Genomic DNA, 18,887 nt, shown 5'->3' on the forward strand with positions numbered 1-18,887 from the left:
GTCCGCCATGTCCGCAAGAACATTTCCCGCACAAGCACGCCAGGCCGGCCTGTCGCTGGTCGAGCTGATGGTCGCCCTGGCCATCGGCAGCCTGCTGATCCTCGGCGCCACCGAGCTGTACATCAACAACAAGGCGCACTTCCAGTTCCAGCAGGGGCAGTTGGGCAATCAGGAAAACGCCCGCTACACGCTCCTGCTGCTGGACCAGCAATTGGCCCGCACCGGCTACCGCTACCTCCCCCAGGACAGCCTGGAAGTGGCCTTCCCCGCGCTGGCCAGCAGCAACGGCTGCCCGTCCTTCAAGGCCGGCCAGACCTACCAGGCCAGCAGCGATGGCAAGGGCGTCTGCCTGCGCTACCAGGGCGCCAGCGATAGCACCACGGAAGTCGCCGGCTCCAATGGCAACCAGTACGACTGCCTGGGCACGTTCATCCCACGCGGTACACGCGTGCTCACGCGCATCGGCTATGTAGCCGGCAGCACGCCGGCGGACGGCACCCTTACCTGCACGGCCCAGGGTGCCACCGAGCAGGCGCTGATCAAGGGCGTGGCGGGCTTTGCGCTGTTCGCCCTGCCCGCCAGCAGCGATGACAGCCAGGCGGTCAGCTACGCCGCTCTGCTCGCCACCGGCGCGTCGACCCGTGGCGGCATGAGCAGCGATATCGCCAGCCGCTGGAAAACCCTCAGCGGCGCGACCCTCAGCGAGAACACCGCCTACGTCTACCAGATCGCCCAAGGCAGCGTGATGCTGCGGAACCTGATGCCATGAGCCCACGACACACCCTGCGCGCGCAACGCGGCGCCACCCTGGTCATCGCCCTGGTGATGCTGCTGCTCGGCACCCTGATCGCCCTGAGCAGCATGCGCGGCACCACCACCGAGACCCGCATCATCGGCAACCTCAGCGAGCAGCAGCATTCGCGGGCGGCCGCCGAGTCGGCGCTGCGCGAGGGTGAGCGCCGCCTGGCCGCGCAGACCAGCCTGGACCAGGGGTCGGCGAACTGCGCCTCCAGCGTCGCGCAACACGCCAACCTGTGCATCCTGGTCAGCGACAAGTACTCCTCCAACGCCAAGGCCAGCGCCGACTGGTGGAGCAGCGACGCCACCTCCATCGCCTACCTGGGCATGGACGGCAGCTCCACCTTCGACCCGGTGCCGCGCTGGAACGCCGCCTACATCGCCTTCGACCCGGCCGACTCCAACGGCAACGTGCAGATCACCGACCCCGACGAACGCTCCCAGGGGCGCGGGCCGCATTACTACCGGGTGAGCGCTGCCGCCCGCGCCGACGGACAGCGCCTGATGAGCGTGCTGCAGACCGTCACCATCCGTCGTTACTACTGAGGAGCCCGACGTGAGCCGACGTCCCGCCCAGCCCTTCCTGCCGTACCTGTTCGGCGGCCTGCTGCTGGCCACCGCGCTGCCCACCGATGCCGCGACCCTGACGCTGAGCCAGCAGCCGCTGTTCCTCACCGAGGGCGTGGCGCCGAACATCATGGTGACCATCGACAACTCCAACAGCATGCGCTGGAGCTTCGCCCCCGACGGCATGAACCCCACAACCGGCAGCACCTACAACGGCTATACCGCCGACCAGGTGCGTACCAGCCGACGCGCCAAGTCGTCGACCTTCAACCCGCTGTACTACAACCCCAACGTCACCTACCAGGCGCCCTACAGCGTCAGCTACAGCAATGCCAGCACCACCTACACGCCGCTGACCACCAGCTTCACCACGGCCTACGTGAACGGCTTCAAGAGCGCCAAGGGCAGCTTCGACCTGAGCTCGGCGTACAAGGTCTCCTGGGAGTACGACACCGCTCGCGCGACCACCGACAGCACCTACTGGACCTACACCGGCTACACGTCCTACAACAGCCCGGACAAGGTCTACTACCTGGCGGCGAACCCGTCGTCGGACTTCAGTTCGAGCAGTACCCAACTCGCCAGCACCACCAGCAGCTCGTCCGCCACCTCCTCCAGCACCAGCAAATCGGGCTCGCTCACCGGCGGCGGCACCTACACCGTCACCACCAAGAGCAACAGCTGCACGGCCACGGTCACCAACCCGAAATCCAGCAGCACCTCGACCACCAACAGCGACGGCAGCACCACCAGCACCACCACCGCCGTCAGCTACTCGACTGCCAGCTGCTCCTACGTCACCAGCGGCGGCAAAACCACCTACACGGTGACATCGACCGCGACCACCACCCAGACGAGCACCATCACCTACCCGGACCGCACCAAGACCGCAGTGCCGGCGTACTACTACGTCTACAACACTGCGCTCAGCGGCTGCAGCAGCAATGTCAACGACGACAACTGCTACAAGCTGGTGACCGTGTCCTCCACCTCCGGCACCAACGGCAGTGACGAGCGGCAGAACTTCGCCAACTGGTACAGCTTCTACCGCAACCGTGAGCTGGCGACCCAGTCCGGCGCCAACCTCGCCTTCGTCTCGCTGCCGGAGAACACCCGCCTCAGCTGGCAGGCCCTGGGCACCAGCGACACCTGCATCACCAGCAGCTCGTACCTGTCGAGCTACAACTGCCGCGGGCTGAGCAACACCAGCAGCAGTTACTACGACAACCGCCTGGGCACCTTCTCCGGCGCGCACCGGGCCAAGTTCTTCGAGTGGCTCGGCGACATCTACTTCAACCAGGGCACCCCGCTGCTGGATGCCGTCGACCGCGTCGGCTCGCTGCTCAGCGTCACCGGCAAGTACAGCCCCTATGCCTACTCCATCGGCAGCAGCGAAACACCGCTGTACAGCTGCCGGGCGAGCTACAGCATCACCCTCACCGACGGCATCTGGAACACCGCCGGCAGCCACGGCGACTGGGACAGCACCGGCCGCACCCTGCCCGACGGCCAGACCTACAGTGCACGCGCACCGTACAAGGACAGCGCCTCCAACACCCTCGCCGACCTGGCGTTCAAGTACTGGGCCACCGACGCCCAGCCGAACATCGCCAACAACGTCAGCACCTACATCGCCGAGAGCAGCAGCAACGCCACCACCCAGTACTGGAACCCGAAGAACGATCCGGCGACCTGGCAGCACATGGTCAGCTACTTCGTCGGCCTGGGCCTGACCACCAGCCTGACCAACCCGGCCTGGGGCGGCGACACCTACTCCGGCGACTACAGCAAACTGGCCGCCGGCACCCTGAGCTGGCCCGCGGCTTCGTCAGGCAGCGCCAACAACGTCTACGACCTGTGGCACGCGGCGGTCGACTCCCGTGGCGAGTTCTTCAGCGTCGACTCGCCGGATGACCTGGTCTCCGCCCTGCAGAACGTGGTCAACCGCATCTCCCAGCGCGAGGACTCCGGCGCCGCGCCGGCGCTGGTGAGTTCGCCGCTGCTCAACGCCGACAGCAGCACCGCCGACAGCGAGCTGTACAGCTATACCCCGAAGTTCGCCAGCACCGACTGGAGCGGCGACCTGATCAAGTACCTGCAGAACACCGCCAACGGCAGCCAGACCTCGGTCTGGAGCGCCCAGGACGTGATGGACAGCACCTACGGCAGCGGCAACAGCGCCTGGTCCACGCGTACGGTGAAGATGGCCGGCAGCACCGCCGGGACGCTCAAGGACTTCACCTGGAGCAACCTCAGCAGCGCCCAGCAGACCACCCTCAACAAGACCCTCGCCAGCGTCACCGACAGCAATGGCGAGAAGCGCGTGGCCTACCTGCGTGGCGACCGCAGCAATGAAGGTACGCTGCTGCGTACTCGCAGCACCGTGCTGGGCGACATCATCGATTCTTCGCCGGTACTGGTGGGCCCACCCAACCGCCTGGCCTCGCTGATGAACGCCACCGTCAGCAGCACCGACACCTCCTACACCACCTTCAAGAGCACCTGGAGCGCGCGCCCCACGCGCCTCTATGTCGGCGCCAACGACGGCATGCTGCATGCCTTCGATGCCGACGGTAAGGAAGTCTTCGCCTACGTACCCAGCGCGGTGATCAGCAACCTCTACAAGCTCACCGACAGCGACTACACCAGCGCCACCCACCAGTATTACGTGGACGGCTCGCCGGTCACCGCCGACGTGTATTACGACAACGCCTGGCACACCGTGCTGGTCGGCACCCTGCGCGGCGGCGGCCGCGCGCTGTTCGCCCTGGACATCACCGACCCGGCCAACATCAAGCTGCTCTGGGAGAAGAGCTACAGCGACAGCGACTACAGCGAGCTGGGCTTCACCTATTCGCGGCCGACCATCAGCCTGCTGCACAACGGCACCTGGGCGGTGATCCTGGGCAACGGGTACAACGGTGCCAACGACAAGGCCGTGCTCTACCTGATGGACGTCAAGGACGGCAGCCTGATCAAGGCCCTTACCGTCAGCGACGGCAAGACCACCGCCAATGGCCTGGCCACCCCGCGCGCCGCCGATATCAACGGTGACCTGATCACCGACTACGTCTATGCCGGTGACCTGCACGGCAACCTCTGGCGCTTCGACCTGACCAGCTCCGGCAGCCTCACCGCCAGCACCACCGCCAGCAGCTTCCGCGTCGGCTTCGGCGGCTCGCCGCTGTACAGCGCGACGACTACGGCCGGGCAGGTGCAACCCATCACCAGCGCGCCCTACCTGGTCAAGCACAGCTCCGGCACCGGCTACCTGGTGATCTTCGGCACCGGCAAGTACATCGAGTCCGACGACGCCGACCCCAACACCACCCAGATCATGGGCCTCTATGGCATCTGGGACCGGCAGACCGCCGGCGAGGCCGCCACCAGTACGCCCACGCTCAGCCGCAGCAAGCTGCAGCAGCAGACCATCACCCAGAGCGAAGTGACCACGTCCTTCGACAACAACGGCACGGCGGTGACCCAGACCATCCGCACCGTCAGCGACAACGCCGTCACCTGGTACGACAGCAGCGGCAACGTCTCGCAGTACGGCTGGTACCTGGACCTGCCCGCCACCGGCGAAATGGTGGTCAACAACCCCTACGCCACCTCGGGCGTGCTGCTCGCCAGCACCCTGACGCCCAATGAAGACCCCTGCACCGACGGCGTCACCACCTGGCTGATGTCGCTCGACCCGTATACCGGCGGCGCCACCGATTTCGCCACCCTGGACCTGAACAACGACGGCGTGGTGGACGACAACGATCTGTACAACGGCAGCGTCGTCTCCGCCTTGCAGATGTCCGGCCTCAAGGGCGGCTTCACGGTCGGCAGCACCAGCGCCAGCAGCAGCAACGTCAACGCCTGCGGCAGCGACGGCTGCGTCAGCGTGGCAACCAGCGGCGCCAGCTCCGGGCGGCAGAACTGGCTGAACATCAAGGAACAGGAATGAACAGGCACTACCGGCAAAAAGGCTTCACCCTGATGGAGCTCATGGTGGTGGTGGCGATCGTGGCGATCCTCGCCGCCGTAGCCTACCCCAGCTACCAGGAATACGTGCTGCGCGGCAAACGCGCGGAAGGCCAGGCCCTGCTCAACCAGGCCGCGTCGCAGGAAGAGCGCTGGTATGCGCTCAACTCGGTATCCGGCTACGTCACCGACCAGGCTTCGGTGGCCAACCTGAAGCTGGCTGGCACCAGTGGCAGCACCGTCACCTCCCCCACCGGCCTGTATACCCTGACGGTGGGAGGAGGCAGCAGCGACGGCGGCTACACGCTGACGGCCAACCCGACCTTCACCGATAGCAAGTGCACGCACCTGACCCTGACCGCCCAGGGCCAGAAGGGCAGCAGCGGCACCGGCAGTGTGAGCGATTGCTGGCGGTGAGGCGCGACCAGCCGCCTGATCGAGCGGAGCGGCGCTGAGTCAATCGCAGACAGCTCGGGCTCCACCGTAGGAGCGGGCCATGCGCGCGATCCGCCGGCAAGGCCGGCGCCAGATCGGCACTGGGCTCACCGGATGGACACGCACCGGATACGGTCGCGGGCATGGCCCGCTCCTACAGGTAGCCGTCACTGCCCGGGGATAGACAACGCCACCAGCCGATACCCCTCGGCGGTACGGATGAATTCGAAGCTGGCGTGCTTGCCCGGCTCGAACGAGCCCTGCTGCCAATGCTCCATGGCAGACACCCTGGGCGTCTGCCACTGGGCGAACTCGCCGCAACCGTCGAAGTACTGCGGGTCGCGCTCGGGGTCGAAGGGCCAGCCCATATCGCCCTGGCGCACGCCGTAGCCGACGGAGCTTCGCAAGGCCTCCAGTCGCTGGCGCAACTCTGCGCCGTACTTTTTCAGCACCTCGTCCGGCGTGGCAGCCTGCCAGTCATCCAGCGGCTCACCGCCCTGCCCAATCCGGATTCGGGAGTAGCTGTGGGCCTTCAGCGAGGCGTCATCGAGGTGCGCGAGGAACTCATCGTGGAACCAGACGGCGAAGTCCTTCTCGATATCGACGAAGCTGATGTAGCGGCCGTCGACTCCCTTGAAGGACACACGGCGCGGGTCGCTGGAAGCTTGCCCGCTCACCTGCTTCGAAAACCAGTCCAGCGCTTCGGCGCGGGAAGCGTCGAAGCCTTGCACCAGCGTCCTGCCGTGGCGATCCAGCAGCAGTTCAGTGCCACCGCTCCAGCCCTTGTGCTCGCACTGCTCCAGGCTCACGTCCGGATCGGCACAGCTGCGCGTGGCGCCCTTCAGCGCCACCACCATGCCGTTGCGCATGGCCGTCGCGTCACTCAGCTCGGCCGGGATCAGCACCTGGCCATTGCCGTCGAGGAAACCGACCTTGTCACGCTGGCGGTCACGGAAGCGGATGCTGTTTTCGCTCTCGCAGACCGGTGCGTTATCGAAGAAGTACAGCGAATCCGGCGCCACCTGTCGGCCGTCGCGCAACAGGTAGTAGCTGCGGTAACCGTCGGCAGTTTCCTCACCGGCGGCGATGACGTGCTCGAAGCGCCGGGCCAGGGTCAACATCGGGCTGAGCGTCGGCGCGACCTTCACCACACCTTGCGCATCCTTGAAGCCGATGAGGTCATTCTGCGTGAAGGCCAACCAGGGGCCGTCCGCCGCTGCGCAAGTGCTCAGCGCCAGCGCCACGAGGCCTGCCAGCCCAGCACCAATGCCCTTTCCGTCCATGCCGGAAACCTCGCCTCAAGTCCGTGTTGCGCCGCATTGTGCCACGGGCAAAGAAAAGCCCCCGTGCATCACTGCGCGGAGGCTCGATCTCGCGGAAGAACGATCAGGCCGGCTGGCGTTGCATCGCGCCGCTGTCGCTCTCGCCTTTCAGGCTCCAGCTCTTCAGGTGCTCCAGGCTCGCGCGGTAGGGCTTCAGGCCGCTGGCCAGCAGCAATGCCCCCGCGACCAGGGCCACGACGCTGACGATCAGCAGCGAGTAGCGCAGCGCCATGTCGTCGCCGAACACGTAGTCGGTCACCAGGGCGATGGCGGTCGGGCCGATGCCCAGGCCCAGCAGCGTGACCACGAACAGGTAGATGGCCGAGGCCTGGCCGCGCATGGAGTTGGGCATGATTTCCTGGATCGCCGCGGGGGCGACGCCGAAGGGCATGCTGAGGAAGAACACGATGGGCGCCATCATCGCCGCCGCCGCGTTGCCGCTGTCCAGCAGCGGATAGACCAGGCTCAGCGGGATCGCCAGGCAGGCAGCCAGCAGCCCCACGCGCATGTTGGCATCGGTGCGCCCGCGCTTGGCCCAGTAGTCGGCCAGACGGCCGCCGCAGACGATGCCCAGGCAACCGAACACGGCGACAATGCTGCCGTACACCACGCCCACATGGCCGGCGTCCCAGCCGTAGGTGCGGACGAAGAAGGTCGGCACCCAGGCGCCGCTGCCGTAGCTGGCGAAGGAGATGCAGGCGAAGCCGAAGTTGTGGCAGAGCACGGTCTTGCGGTTGGCGCGCAGGTAGGCGCCCACTTCACTCATCGGCACCACCACGCCGGCACCGACGCCACGGCGGGTCGGTTCCTTCACCGCGAGCATCAGCAGGGTGAAGAGCACGCCGGCAGCGCCGAGGATCAGGAAGATCAGCTGCCAGGGGCGCACTTCACCGAGGATCGGCAGGTGTACGTCGCCCTGGGCGGAAGCGAACTTGATCACCAGCCCGCCGAGCAGGAAGGCCAGCCCCGAGCCGAGGTAGATGCCCATGGAGTAGACGCTGATGGCGGTGGCGCGACGCTGGGCCGGGAAGCTGTCGGCGATCAGCGAGTAGGCGGCCGGCGACAAGGCCGCCTCGCCCACGCCAACACCGACACGGAACAGCAGGAAGTGCCAGTACTGACGCGCCAGGCCGCAGGCGGCGGTCATGGCACTCCAGATCAGCACGCCGACGGTGATCAGACCGCGACGGCTGCGGCTGTCGGCCATGCGCCCGAGAGGGATACCGCACAGCGTGTAGAACAGCGCGAAGGACAGGCCCATCAGCAGGCTCATCTGCGTGTCGCTGATCTCCAGATCGCGACGGATGGGGCCGACCAGCAGGTTGAGAATCTGTCGGTCGATGAAGGAAAGCACGTAGGCGACCATGAGGATCGCAACCGTGGACCAGGCCACGGCACTGGAGGGGTAGCCGTTATTGTTGTTGTTCATGCCGGGCTCCTGAAACGCCGCCAATCGCGGCGAAGGCGAAGGGGAGAACCCGCAGAGTAGGCATTGCGAACGCGTCGCGCGCGCACTATCAAATCTCTGAATGCGCGCGTCGGCCGTTGGCTGATGAATGGGTGGTCAGGGATTGGATGGAGGGTTTCGCCGTCTCCCCCTGTGGGAGCGAGCAAGCTCGCTCCCACGAAGAGCAGATCATCCCTGTAGGGCGCATAAAGCGGAACGCTTTATCCGCAGTGGCGGATAACGCTCGAGGCGTTATTCACCCGACATGACTGGCTCAGATCGCAGCAGGCATTCGCTCACAAAGCTTCGCCAGCGCCCGCGCCCACAGTTCCTGGTCGTTCAGGCAAGGCACCAGCACCAGCTCCTCGCCACCCGCCGCGCGGAATTGCTCCTGGCCACGCTGACCGATCTCTTCCAGCGTCTCGATGCAGTCGGCGACGAAGGCCGGGCACATCACCAGCAGGCGCTTCACGCCCTGCTTGCCGAGCTTGTCCAGCTGCGCCTCGGTGTAGGGCTCGATCCACTTGTTGCGGCCCAGGCGCGACTGGAAGGACACCGACCAGCGCCCGTCCTGCAGACCGGCGCCAGCGGCGAAATCCTCCGCCGTGCGCAGGCACTGGCTGCGATAACAGACGGCCATGACATCCTCGTGCACACCCCGGCTGGAGCTGGCGGTGAGGTCGTGGCGCTTGTCCTTCACCAGCTTGCGGATGTGCGACTCGGGCAGGCCGTGGAAGCTCAGCAGCAGATGGTCATAGGGTTGCTCCAGGTACGGCTTCACGCTGTCCACCAGCGCCTGGCGGTACTCCGGTTCGGCGTAGAACGGCGGCAGCACCTTCAGCTCCAGCTTGAGGTTGTGCTCGCGCATCACCCGGCGGGCTTCCTCGATGGCAGTGGTGGTGGTGCTGTCGGCGAACTGCGGGTACAGCGGCGCGAAGGTCACCTGGGTGATGCCCTGCTGGCTCAGACGCAACAGCGCCTTTTCAATGGACGGTTCGCCATAGCGCATGCCCAGCTCCACCGGGCCGTGCGGCCAGAACGGCTTCACGGCCTCCTGCAGGCGGCGGCTCAGCACGACCAGCGGCGAGCCCTCGTCCCACCAGATCGACGCGTAGGCGTGGGCGGATTCCTCCGGGCGCTTGCGCAGCACCAGCGATACCAGCAGCCGGCGGATCGGCCAGGGCAGGTCGATCACGTAAGGGTCCATGAGGAACTGATCGAGGTAGCGGCGCACGTCCTCGACCTGGGTGGAGGCCGGGGATCCCAGGTTGACCAGCAGGAGGGCGTTTTGGGTCATGCAGTGTCCTTAAACCGGTACGGTAGGAGGTCGTCGTGCGGGCTGCGCAGTTTACACGCCGCCCGCGCTATCCAGATGTTCCAGGGCTGTTGCCGATGTCGCAGGGACTCAGCGCTTTTCCTGCAGCACATCGGCCAGCGCTTCCTTGAATTCCGGGAAGCGGAACTCGAAGCCGGCGTCCAGCAGGCGGCGCGGCACGATGCGCTGACCGCCCAGCAACAGGGTCGACATTTCACCCAGCAACAGGCGCAGGGCAAAGCCCGGCACCGGCATCAGCGTCGGCCGGTGCAGCGCCTGGCCCAGTTCCTGGGTGAAGTCGCGGTTGCGCACCGGCTGCGGCGCGCACGCATTATAAGGACCGGCCGCATCCGCCTTGCGCAAAAGAAAATCGATCAGGGCGATCTGGTCTTCGATATGGATCCACGACATCCACTGCCGACCATCGCCCAGCCGCCCACCGGCGCCCAGGCGGAACGGCGGCAGCAGGCGCTTGAGGAAACCACCTTCGGGGGCCAGCACCAGCCCGGTGCGCACCAGGACCACGCGGATACCCAGTGCCTCGGCCTCGCGGGCGATCTGCTCCCAGGCCAGGCACAGCTCGCTGGCAAAATCCTCGCCGGCAGCCGCGCTGTTCTCCTCCAGCGGACGCTCGCCGGCATCGCCGTACCAACCGACCGCCGAGCCGTTGATCAGTACCGCCGGGCGCTGGCTGCGCCCCTCCAGCCAGCTCACCAGGCGCTCGGTCAGGCGCACCCGGCTGTCCCACAGCAGGGCCTTGCGCCGGGCGCTCCACGGCTTGTCGGCGATGGGCTCGCCGGCCAGGTTGACCACCGCATCCAGCGGCCCGTCTCCATAGGCCTCGAAGTCGGCGATACCGCGCACCGTCTCGCCGCACAGCGAGGCGACGCGCTGCGGCTGGCGGCTCAGCACGGTGAGCTGGTGCCCTTCGGCGCTCCACCGGCGGCAGAGGCGGCGGCCGATCAGGCCGGTGCCGCCGGTCAAGAGAATATGCATGGCGAACTCCTTGTTTGGCTGTTCCACCTTCCATCAGTCTGGACGAGAGGGAGGCGATTGCATTGACACTCCCTCTACGGCGAGGTCTACGCTGTAAGTGCCGGAACCAAAGCCGGGCTCATTCCTGAATGAACCGATGCGGCGCCGAAGGTTCCGATGATCGGACTCCTATCGTTGACGAGCGCGGGCAGCTGGAAACCAATTGTACAGATAGTTTCGTTTGTACAAGAACACTCCGCTCGTTACGCTGAAAGACACAGACTACGAGGCATGTCATGAGCGCCCCCATTGCCATCATTGGCACCGGTATCGCCGGACTCTCGGCCGCCCACGCCCTGCGCGACGCCGGACAAGTCGTCCAGCTGTTCGACAAGGGCCACGGCAGCGGCGGCCGGATGGCCAGCAAGCGCAGCGAAGCCGGCGCCCTGGATCTCGGTGCGCAGTACTTCACCGCCCGCGACCGGCGCTTTCTCGACGCCGTGCAGAAGTGGCGCGAGCACGGCTGGGTCGCCGAATGGGACCCGGCCCTCTACCAGTACCGCGACGGTGAACTGAGCCCCTCCCCCGACGAGCAGCCGCGCTGGGTCGGCACTCCGCGCATGAGCGCGATCACCCGGGCACTGCTGCAGGACCAGGTCGTCACCTTCACCTGCCGCATCACCGAAGTATTCCGCGGCGAGGAGCACTGGCACCTGCAGGACTCCGAGGGCCAGACCCACGGCCCCTTCAGCCGCGTGCTGGTCGCCACCCCCGCGCCCCAGGCCGCTGCCCTGCTGGCCAGTGCGCCGAAGCTGGCCGCCGCCGCCGCAAGCATTCCCATGGAACCGACCTGGGCCGTTGCCCTGGCCTTCCGCGAGCCACTGGATACGCCCGTGCAGGGCTGTTTCGTGCACGAGGGGCCGCTGTCCTGGCTGGCCAGCAACCACTCCAAGCCGGGCCGTGACGAACAACTCGACACCTGGGTGCTGCACGCTGCCAGCGGCTGGAGCAAGCAGCACATCGACCTGCCCAAGGACAGCGTGATCGAGCACCTGCGCGGCGCCTTCGCCGAGCTGATCGGCTGCGCCGTCCACGCCCCTGACTTCGCCCTCGCCCACCGCTGGCTCTACGCCCGCCCCATGGAAGCGCACCAGTTCGGCGCCCTCGCCGACGCTGACCTGGGCATCTACGCCTGCGGCGACTGGTGCCTCTCAGGCCGCGTCGAAGGCGCCTGGCTGAGCGGCCTGGAAGCCGCTCGCCGCCTGCTCGAACACCTCTGACCGACCACGGCCATCTCCCTGCGGAGGTGGCCGTCGAATCTGCGCACCCACCCCATCCTTGTACAAGTCTTTGCACTTGTACAAGCCTGCGCCTATCCTTACCGATAGTTGTACAAGATAGCCAACCTGTACAAGAAATCGGTTACCGCCATGCCCATCGCCAAGCCCAGCAGCCCCTCACGCCCCCAGCTCGCCATCAGCGCCTGCCTGCTGGGCGAGCCGGTGCGCTACAACGGTGGACACAAGGCCTCGCGCCTGTGCCTGGACGTGCTCAGCCGCTACTTCGACTTCGTCCCGGTGTGCCCGGAAGTCGCCATCGGCCTCGGCGTGCCGCGGCCGACCCTGCGCCTGGTCGGCGACCGAGATGACCCGCGGGCCCTGATCCAGCGAGAAGGCGGCCGCGATGTCAGCGAAGCCCTGCGCGATTTCGGCCGCAAGCAAGCCGGGCTGCTGCAGGACATCTGCGGCTACATCTTCATGCAGCAGTCGCCCTCCTGCGGCCTGCAGCGGGTAAAGCTCTATCGCTTCGACGGCCAGCTGCGTCCGCCAGGCGTGCGCGGGCTCTATGCGGAAACCTTCTGCGCCGCGCGACCGGAACTGCCGGTGGAAGAAGAGGGCCGGCTCAACGACCCGGTGATCCGCGAGAACTTCCTCACCCGCGTGTTTGCCTACGCCGCCTGGCAGAAGCTCTGCGCGCAGGGCCTGACACGCCACGCGGTGATCGGCTTCCACTCCCGCTACAAGTACCAGCTGATGGCCCACAACCCGCGCCAGTACAGCGTGCTCGGCCAGCGTCTGGCGAAGATCGGCGAGCAGCCGCTGGAGGATTTCGCCCCGGACTACTTCCGTGACTTCATGCAGGCGCTGGGCACCTGTGCCACCCGCGGTACCCACAGCAACGTACTGCAGCACCTGGCCGGCTACCTCAAGCACGACCTGCCCTCCACCGAGAAGGCAGAGATGCAGCGGCTGATCGACCAGTACCGCGAAGGCGTGATCCCGCTGGTGGTGCCGCTGACGCTGCTCAAGCACCACTTCCGCCTGCACCCGCACCCCTACATCGATGCCCAGGCCTACCTGCAACCGCACCCCGAAGACCTGAGCCTGCGCAATGCCATCTGACGTAGCCATCAGACGTACTGAAAGGATGTCCATGAACCCCGACCACCCTCACCGCGAATCGGACGACGACTACCGTCAGGCCCTGGCCGAAGGCTGGCTGCCGATCCGCGAAGTCTCCCGGCGCACCGGCGTCAACCCGGTCACCCTGCGCGCCTGGGAGCGCCGCTACGGCCTGGTCGTGCCGCAACGCACGCCCAAGGGCCACCGCCTCTACTCCGAAGCGCAGATCGCGCGCATCCAGGCCATTCTCACCTGGCTAGGCAGAGGCGTGGCGGTGAGCAAGATCCGCGCGCTGCTCGACGAAGACGCGCCGCCTCCGCCGGAAACCACCGCCTCGCCCTGGGACGACCTGCGCCAGCAGTGCATCGCCGCGATCAGCCGGATCAATGAGCGCCAGCTGGACGAGCTGTTCAACGGCGCGCTGGCAATCTATCCCGCGCAAACCCTCTGCGAGCAACTGATGCTGCCGCTGCTGGACGAGCTGGAACGGCGCTGGCAGGGCCAGTTCGGCGCGCAGCTGGAACGGGTGTTCTTCCACACCTGGCTGCGCACCAAGTTCGGCACCCGCCTCTACCACCACAACCGCCAGCAGCGCGGCGCACCGCTGCTGCTGGTGAACCAGTCCGGACTGCCGCTGGAACCGGGCCTGTGGCTCACCGCCTGGCTGGCCAGCAGCGCCGGTTGCCCGCTGGAAATCTTCGACTGGCCCTTGCCGCCCGGTGAACTGGCGCTGGCGGTGGAGCGCCTGCAGCCGCGCGCCGTGCTGCTCTACTCCAGCCGCACGCTGAACCTGTTGCAGTTGCCCCGGCTGCTGGCCGGCGTCGACTGCCCGCGCCTGCTGGCCGGCCCCGCCACCGCCATCCACCCCGACGCGCTGCAGGAACTGGCCATCGCCGAACCACCGCTGCACCTGGCCAGCGATCCGGTCGCCGCTTTCGACCTGCTGCGCGAACTGCACCTGCTCAACGGGGAGGCCGCATGAAACGCCAACTCGTCTGGCTGCGCACCGATCTGCGCCTGCGCGACAACAGCGCCCTGCACGCCGCCGCCGAGCGCGGCCCGGTGATCGCTCTCTACCTGCTCAGCCCCGGCCAGTGGCAGCGCCACGACGACGCCCCGTGCAAGGTCGACTTCTGGCTGCGCAACCTGCGCGACCTGCGCACCGGCCTCAACAAGTTGCGCATCCCGCTGCTGGTTCGCACGGCGGATCACTGGGATGAGGCACCACAAGTCATCGCGCAGCTCTGCCGCGAGCTGGACATCGAGACGCTGCACGTCAACGAGGAGTACGGCGTCAACGAAGCCGCCCGCGACGCCGCCGTGGAGAAGGCGCTGGAGCACGACGGCATCCGCCTGCGCAGCCACCTCGACCAGCTGTTCTTCACCCCCGGCACCATCCTCACCAAGGGTGGCACCTACTTCCAGGTCTACAGCCAGTTCCGCAAGGTCTGCTACGAACGCCTGAACCTCGGCGTGCCCAGTCTCGTACCGGCGCCCCGCGCGCAGCAGGAGCTGGATATCGCCAGCGACGAGGTGCCCGCGCAGGTCGCAGGCTTCGAGCCGCCACCAGCCGAACTGAGCGAGCAATGGCCCGCCGGAGAGGAAGCCGCCCATGAGCGCGTTGAGCTGTTCACCGACGAAATCCTCAAGACCTACCAGGACACCCGCGACCTCCCCGCCCGCGACGGCACCAGCCGTCTTTCGCCGTACCTGGCCGCCGGCGTGCTGTCGCCCCGGCAATGCCTGCACGCGGCGCTGGCGAACAACCACGGCGAGTTCGAGACCGGCAACAGTGGCGCGGTCAGCTGGATCAACGAGCTGCTCTGGCGCGAGTTCTACAAGCACATCCTGGTTGGCTTCCCGCGCGTGAGCCGGCACCAGGCCTTCCGCGAGGACACCGAGAAGCTGAAGTGGCGTTACGACCAGAAGGACCTGGAGGACTGGCAGCAGGGCCGCACCGGCTTCCCCATCATCGACGCCGCCATGCGCCAGTTGCTCGCCACCGGCTGGATGCATAATCGCCTGCGCATGGTGGTGGCGATGTTCCTCACCAAGAACCTGCTGATCGACTGGCGCGAGGGTGAACGCTGGTTCATGCGTCACCTGATCGACGGCGACCTGGCGGCGAACAACGGCGGCTGGCAATGGAGCGCCTCCACCGGCACCGACGCGGCGCCCTACTTCCGCATCTTCAACCCGATCTCGCAGTCCGAGCGCTTCGACCCGGACGGGCGTTTCATCCGCCGCTGGGTGCCGGAGCTGGCCGGGCTGCAGGGTCGGGCGATGCACGATCCATCGAAACTGGGGCTGTTCGGCGCGGAACGTTATCCACAGCCGATGTGCGACCTGTCGGCCACTCGGGAACGCGCGCTGGAAGCGTTCAAGAGCCTCTCCGCCGGCCGCTGAAGCTGAGCGCGCCATGCGCACGATCGCGGGGGGACTCCGCCCGTAGGGCGAATAACCCGGAGCGGGTTATCCGCCGCATGCCCCGCGGCGGATAACGCTGGTGCGTTATGCGCCCTACGGAGTTACCGATTAACGCCAGTGCCTTTTGGGGCGCAGGAGCCGCCCTCAGCTGTTCATGTCGCGCACAAAAAAGCCGGACCCAGGGTCCGGCTTTCTTTGTCAGCGCGCTGTTACAGCGGATGCGTGTAATAGAGGCTGTAGGATTCGATGCCATCGTTCGGCTGGCTGATACCGGCGTTGGAATAGTGCATGGCGCGCACACCCAGTGCCTGGCCCTCACCGAAGCGCAGGCCGACGCCCAGGCGATCCTCGAAGTTGAAAGCGCCACCCAGGTTCTGGTCGCCAACACGGGAGCCACTGAATACGGCCACGCCGATACCGGCTTCGACGAAGGGCTTGACCTTCTCGCCAGAGAACTCATAGACGAACACGGGACTGAAGGACAGCGAATGACGGCCGCTGGCCTCGTCACCACCTTCCCAGTAGGTGTAGCCGGCGTCCCAGTACCCGGTCAGGCGCCCGGTGGAGCTTTCCCACCAGCTCTTGTCCCAATCGAACCCCAACCCCAGGCGATAGGTCATGGTGTTCTGCCCGGTGAAACCCACGGCGCCAGTCAGGCCAGCGGCCTGTGCGGAGACCAGATGCCCCAGAGTCAAAGCTGCCACGGCGGCAAGCGAGAGTAGTTTCTTCATCGAAACATCCTTTATTAGAAAGCTGAATGAAAAATCCCCGCGAATAGCTGGCGATTATAAGGCCATTTGTCACCATCTGCTGACAGACCAAAGTGGGTAGCTAGCTATTTTTCTCTCAGCCAGGGAAGAAACTGACGGACTCTTCGGTGCCCCAGAGCACCGGCAGTACGCGTTCAAATCCTTCGACTGCACCGCTGGTCCATAGCTCAGTTTTTTTTGCATCGCCTTTTGCCAGCATCCCCCGCACCTGCAGCAGGCGCTCAAGCTGGCGGGCCACCGCAGCCCCGGTATCGATCAGCGAGACGTCCGCTGGCACCAGTTCACGCAACAGCGGGCGCAGGAAAGGGTAATGCGTGCAGCCCAGGATCAGCGTGTCACAACCTTCGGCCAACAACGGCGCGACGTAACCTTGCAACAGCTCGCGGGTCTGCGGACCGCTCAGGTCGCCCAGTTCGATGCGCTCCACCAGCCCCGGGCAGGGCTGGGTGATGACGCGCACGTCGCTGGCGAACCGGTCCAGCAGCGCGGCGAAGCGTGCGCTCTTCAGGGTGCCGGTGGTGGCGAGCACGCCGACCACGCCACTGCGGGTCGCTTCGGCCGCCGGCTTCACGGCCGGTTCCATGGCGACGATGGGCAGTTGCGGGTACAGCTCGCGCAGGTCAGCGGCGGCGGCGGCGGTGGCCGTGTTGCAGGCCAGCACCAGCGCCTTGGCGCCACGGGCCAGGAGGAAGTCGGCGATGGCACGGCAACGCGCGCGGATGTATTCGGGAGTCTTCTCGCCGTAGGGCACGTGGCCGCAATCGGCGAGGTAGATCAGGGATTCGTGGGGAAGCCGCGCCCGGATTTCGTGGAGGACACTGAGGCCGCCCACACCGGAATCGAACACGCCGATCGGCGCGGCATCAGCCATGCGCGGCTCCGCACACGGCGCACTGCGGATCGCGCTTGACCCGAAGTTCGCGGAAGCGCGTGCCAAGGGCATCGATCAGCAGCAGGCGACCTACCAGCGGCTCGCCGAAGCCAGCCAGCAGCTTCAACGCTTCCAGCGCCTGCAGGCTGCCCACCAGCCCCACCAATGGGCCGACCACGCCGGCCTCGCTGCAGGTCAGTTCGGCTTCGCTGCCGTGGCCATAGAGGCAGTGGTAGCACGGGCTTTCCTCGCGGCGCGGATCGAACACCGAAAGCTGCCCTTCCAGGCGAATGGCAGCGCCGCTCACCAGCGGTTTCTTCGCGGCGACGCAGGCGGCGTTCACTGCTTCGCGGGTGCCGAAGTTGTCGCAGCAATCCAGCACCAGGTCCACGCCCGCCACGGCGGCATCGAGGGAGTCGGCGTCCAGCGCCTGTCGATGGGCGACCAGCTTCACATCCGGATTCAGCGCCGTCAGGCGGGCGATGGCGGAGTCCACCTTGCCCATGCCGACGCTGTCGGTGCCGTGGATGATCTGCCGCTGCAGGTTGGTCAGGTCGACGGTGTCGAAGTCCGCCAGGTGCAGCTCGCCGACGCCAGCCGCAGCGAGGTACAGCGCCACCGGGGCGCCAAGGCCGCCGAGGCCGACGATCAGCACGCGGCTGTCCTTCAGGCGCAGTTGGCCGTCCACATCGATCTGCGGCAGGAGGATCTGCCGGCTGTAACGCAGCAGTTCGTTGTCGGTCAGCATGTCCAGCGCCCCAGGCTGATGCGCTCGTGGCCGCCCAGGTCGCGACGGCTTTCCACGGCGCTGAAGCCACGACTGAGCAGCAGGTCGCGCACGGCGTTCGGCTGGTCGAAGCCATGCTCGAGCATCAGCCAGCCTCCGTTTTCCAGGTGGTTCGGCGCCTGGTCGATGATCAGGCGGATATCGTCCAGCCCGTCCTGCCCGGAAACCAGCGCGCTCGAGGGCTCGAAGCGCACATCGCCCTGCTTGAGGTGCGGGTCGGTGCTGGGAATGTAGGGCGGGTTGCTGACGATCAGCGAGAAGCGTTCGCCCTCTACCGCGGAGAACCAGTGGCTGGCGCGGAAGGCGACGTTGGCCAGGCGCAGGCGCTCACGGTTGCGCTCGGCCAGGGCCACGGCCTCGGGAATGCGGTCGACGCCCAGCACCTGCCAGCTCAGGCGTTCGCACGCCAGCGCGAGGGCGATGGCCCCAGTGCCGGTGCCCAGGTCGAGCACGCGCGCTGGCGAGGCCGGCAGCAGCGCCAGCGCGGTCTCCACCAGCAACTCGGTGTCCGGACGCGGAATCAGGGTGTGCGGCGCAACTTCCAGGTCCAGGCTCCAGAAACCCTGGCGGCCGAGGATGTAGGCCACAGGCTCGCCAGCCACCCGGCGGGCCAGGTAGCGGTCATAGAGGTCGTGGGCCTCGCGGGTGACCACGCGCTCGGGCCAGGTCCGCAGGAAGCTGCGCGGTTTGCCCAGCGCGGCGGCGAGCAGCAGCTCGGCATCCAGACGCGCACTGGGCGAGTCCGGCAGTTGCGCCTCGTTGAGCAGGGTCATGATGGTTGCCATGGTCTATCGCTCTC

16 protein-coding genes are annotated in these 18,887 nt (G+C 66.7%); 8 read left to right on the plus strand and 8 right to left on the minus strand.

Going from position 1 to position 18,887, the window contains the following annotated elements:
• Positions 1-7: 7 nt before the first annotated feature.
• Genes IB261_RS25120 through IB261_RS25135 form a run of 4 tightly spaced genes read left to right on the plus strand, consistent with a single transcriptional unit; the run spans position 8 to position 5,754 of the window.
• The gene (locus IB261_RS25120; protein WP_192380920.1) at positions 8-769 is read left to right on the plus strand and encodes a PilW family protein; all 762 of its coding nucleotides are present in this window, start codon (positions 8-10) and stop codon (positions 767-769) included.
• The gene (locus IB261_RS25125) at positions 766-1,344 is read left to right on the plus strand and encodes a pilus assembly PilX family protein (protein ID WP_081516384.1); all 579 of its coding nucleotides are present in this window, start codon (positions 766-768) and stop codon (positions 1,342-1,344) included. Before IB261_RS25120 ends, IB261_RS25125 begins: the two co-directional genes overlap by 4 nt.
• Before the next feature lie 10 nt (positions 1,345-1,354).
• Positions 1,355-5,320 carry a pilus assembly protein gene (locus IB261_RS25130; protein ID WP_192380919.1) on the plus strand — a complete coding sequence of 1,322 codons (3,966 nt, stop codon included), beginning with the start codon at positions 1,355-1,357 and terminating at the stop codon, positions 5,318-5,320.
• The gene (locus tag IB261_RS25135) at positions 5,317-5,754 is read left to right on the plus strand and encodes a type IV pilin protein (protein ID WP_151188309.1); all 438 of its coding nucleotides are present in this window, start codon (positions 5,317-5,319) and stop codon (positions 5,752-5,754) included. Before IB261_RS25130 ends, IB261_RS25135 begins: the two co-directional genes overlap by 4 nt.
• A gap of 185 nt (positions 5,755-5,939) precedes the next feature.
• On the opposite strand, the gene IB261_RS25140 is transcribed toward IB261_RS25135, so the two are convergent.
• The 4 genes from IB261_RS25140 to IB261_RS25155 form a co-directional block, all read right to left on the minus strand.
• A complete protein-coding gene (locus tag IB261_RS25140; protein WP_192380918.1) occupies positions 5,940-7,055 on the minus strand; it encodes a hypothetical protein in 1,116 nt (371 codons plus the stop codon).
• 103 nt (positions 7,056-7,158) lie between these two features.
• Entirely contained in the window at positions 7,159-8,523 is a 1,365-nt protein-coding gene (locus IB261_RS25145; protein WP_081516388.1) for a spinster family MFS transporter, read from the minus strand.
• Positions 8,524-8,815: 292 nt separating this feature from the next.
• Positions 8,816-9,838, minus strand: a complete 1,023-nt coding sequence (hemH, locus tag IB261_RS25150; RefSeq protein ID WP_081516389.1) for a ferrochelatase — start codon at positions 9,836-9,838, stop codon at positions 8,816-8,818.
• A gap of 108 nt (positions 9,839-9,946) precedes the next feature.
• A complete protein-coding gene (locus IB261_RS25155; RefSeq protein ID WP_192380917.1) occupies positions 9,947-10,852 on the minus strand; it encodes a TIGR01777 family oxidoreductase in 906 nt (301 codons plus the stop codon).
• Positions 10,853-11,127: 275 nt separating this feature from the next.
• On the opposite strand from IB261_RS25155, the gene IB261_RS25160 reads away from it, so the two are divergent.
• The 4 genes from IB261_RS25160 (at position 11,128) to phrB (ending at position 15,639) form a co-directional block, all read left to right on the plus strand.
• Positions 11,128-12,111 carry an NAD(P)/FAD-dependent oxidoreductase gene (locus IB261_RS25160; RefSeq protein ID WP_151188312.1) on the plus strand — a complete coding sequence of 328 codons (984 nt, stop codon included), beginning with the start codon at positions 11,128-11,130 and terminating at the stop codon, positions 12,109-12,111.
• 150 nt (positions 12,112-12,261) lie between these two features.
• Positions 12,262-13,233, plus strand: a complete 972-nt coding sequence (locus IB261_RS25165) for a YbgA family protein (protein ID WP_192380916.1) — start codon at positions 12,262-12,264, stop codon at positions 13,231-13,233.
• 31 nt (positions 13,234-13,264) lie between these two features.
• Positions 13,265-14,215 carry a MerR family transcriptional regulator gene (locus tag IB261_RS25170; protein WP_192380915.1) on the plus strand — a complete coding sequence of 317 codons (951 nt, stop codon included), beginning with the start codon at positions 13,265-13,267 and terminating at the stop codon, positions 14,213-14,215.
• Positions 14,212-15,639, plus strand: coding sequence for a deoxyribodipyrimidine photo-lyase (gene phrB, locus IB261_RS25175; protein WP_192380914.1), 1,428 nt, complete (start codon positions 14,212-14,214; stop codon positions 15,637-15,639). The genes IB261_RS25170 and phrB overlap by 4 nt, the downstream gene beginning before the upstream one ends.
• 230 nt (positions 15,640-15,869) lie before the next feature.
• Here the strand turns inward: phrB and IB261_RS25180 are convergent, their stop codons facing one another.
• From IB261_RS25180 to prmC, 4 genes are all read right to left on the minus strand, one after another.
• The gene (locus tag IB261_RS25180; RefSeq protein WP_081516395.1) at positions 15,870-16,391 is read right to left on the minus strand and encodes an acyloxyacyl hydrolase; all 522 of its coding nucleotides are present in this window, start codon (positions 16,389-16,391) and stop codon (positions 15,870-15,872) included.
• Between the two features lie 115 nt (positions 16,392-16,506).
• Positions 16,507-17,301 carry a glutamate racemase gene (gene murI / locus IB261_RS25185; protein WP_081516396.1) on the minus strand — a complete coding sequence of 265 codons (795 nt, stop codon included), beginning with the start codon at positions 17,299-17,301 and terminating at the stop codon, positions 16,507-16,509.
• Positions 17,294-18,049 (minus strand): molybdopterin-synthase adenylyltransferase MoeB, encoded by a 756-nt coding sequence (locus IB261_RS25190; RefSeq protein ID WP_151188317.1) that lies wholly within the window; start codon positions 18,047-18,049, stop codon positions 17,294-17,296. Before IB261_RS25190 ends, murI begins: the two co-directional genes overlap by 8 nt.
• A complete protein-coding gene (gene prmC, locus IB261_RS25195; RefSeq protein ID WP_192380913.1) occupies positions 18,043-18,873 on the minus strand; it encodes a peptide chain release factor N(5)-glutamine methyltransferase in 831 nt (276 codons plus the stop codon). Before prmC ends, IB261_RS25190 begins: the two co-directional genes overlap by 7 nt.
• Between the last annotated feature and the right edge of the window lie 14 nt (positions 18,874-18,887).

The organism is Pseudomonas sp. PDM20 (assembly GCF_014852575.3).
GTDB lineage: Bacteria > Pseudomonadota > Gammaproteobacteria > Pseudomonadales > Pseudomonadaceae > Pseudomonas.

Bases quoted from the DNA above. Each gene is read 5' to 3' on its own strand.
- IB261_RS25120 (WP_192380920.1), top strand. From the start codon at position 8: ATGTCCGCAAGAACATTTCCCGCACAAGCACGCCAGGCCGGCCTGTCG.
- IB261_RS25125 (WP_081516384.1), top strand. From the start codon at position 766: ATGAGCCCACGACACACCCTGCGCGCGCAACGCGGCGCCACCCTGGTC.
- IB261_RS25135 (WP_151188309.1), top strand. From the start codon at position 5,317: ATGAACAGGCACTACCGGCAAAAAGGCTTCACCCTGATGGAGCTCATG.
- IB261_RS25140 (WP_192380918.1), bottom strand. From the start codon at position 7,055: ATGGACGGAAAGGGCATTGGTGCTGGGCTGGCAGGCCTCGTGGCGCTG.
- IB261_RS25145 (WP_081516388.1), bottom strand. From the start codon at position 8,523: ATGAACAACAACAATAACGGCTACCCCTCCAGTGCCGTGGCCTGGTCC.
- hemH (WP_081516389.1), bottom strand. From the start codon at position 9,838: ATGACCCAAAACGCCCTCCTGCTGGTCAACCTGGGATCCCCGGCCTCC.
- IB261_RS25155 (WP_192380917.1), bottom strand. From the start codon at position 10,852: ATGCATATTCTCTTGACCGGCGGCACCGGCCTGATCGGCCGCCGCCTC.
- IB261_RS25160 (WP_151188312.1), top strand. From the start codon at position 11,128: ATGAGCGCCCCCATTGCCATCATTGGCACCGGTATCGCCGGACTCTCG.
- IB261_RS25165 (WP_192380916.1), top strand. From the start codon at position 12,262: ATGCCCATCGCCAAGCCCAGCAGCCCCTCACGCCCCCAGCTCGCCATC.
- IB261_RS25170 (WP_192380915.1), top strand. From the start codon at position 13,265: ATGAACCCCGACCACCCTCACCGCGAATCGGACGACGACTACCGTCAG.
- phrB (WP_192380914.1), top strand. From the start codon at position 14,212: ATGAAACGCCAACTCGTCTGGCTGCGCACCGATCTGCGCCTGCGCGAC.
- IB261_RS25180 (WP_081516395.1), bottom strand. From the start codon at position 16,391: ATGAAGAAACTACTCTCGCTTGCCGCCGTGGCAGCTTTGACTCTGGGG.
- murI (WP_081516396.1), bottom strand. From the start codon at position 17,301: ATGGCTGATGCCGCGCCGATCGGCGTGTTCGATTCCGGTGTGGGCGGC.
- IB261_RS25190 (WP_151188317.1), bottom strand. From the start codon at position 18,049: ATGCTGACCGACAACGAACTGCTGCGTTACAGCCGGCAGATCCTCCTG.
- prmC (WP_192380913.1), bottom strand. From the start codon at position 18,873: ATGGCAACCATCATGACCCTGCTCAACGAGGCGCAACTGCCGGACTCG.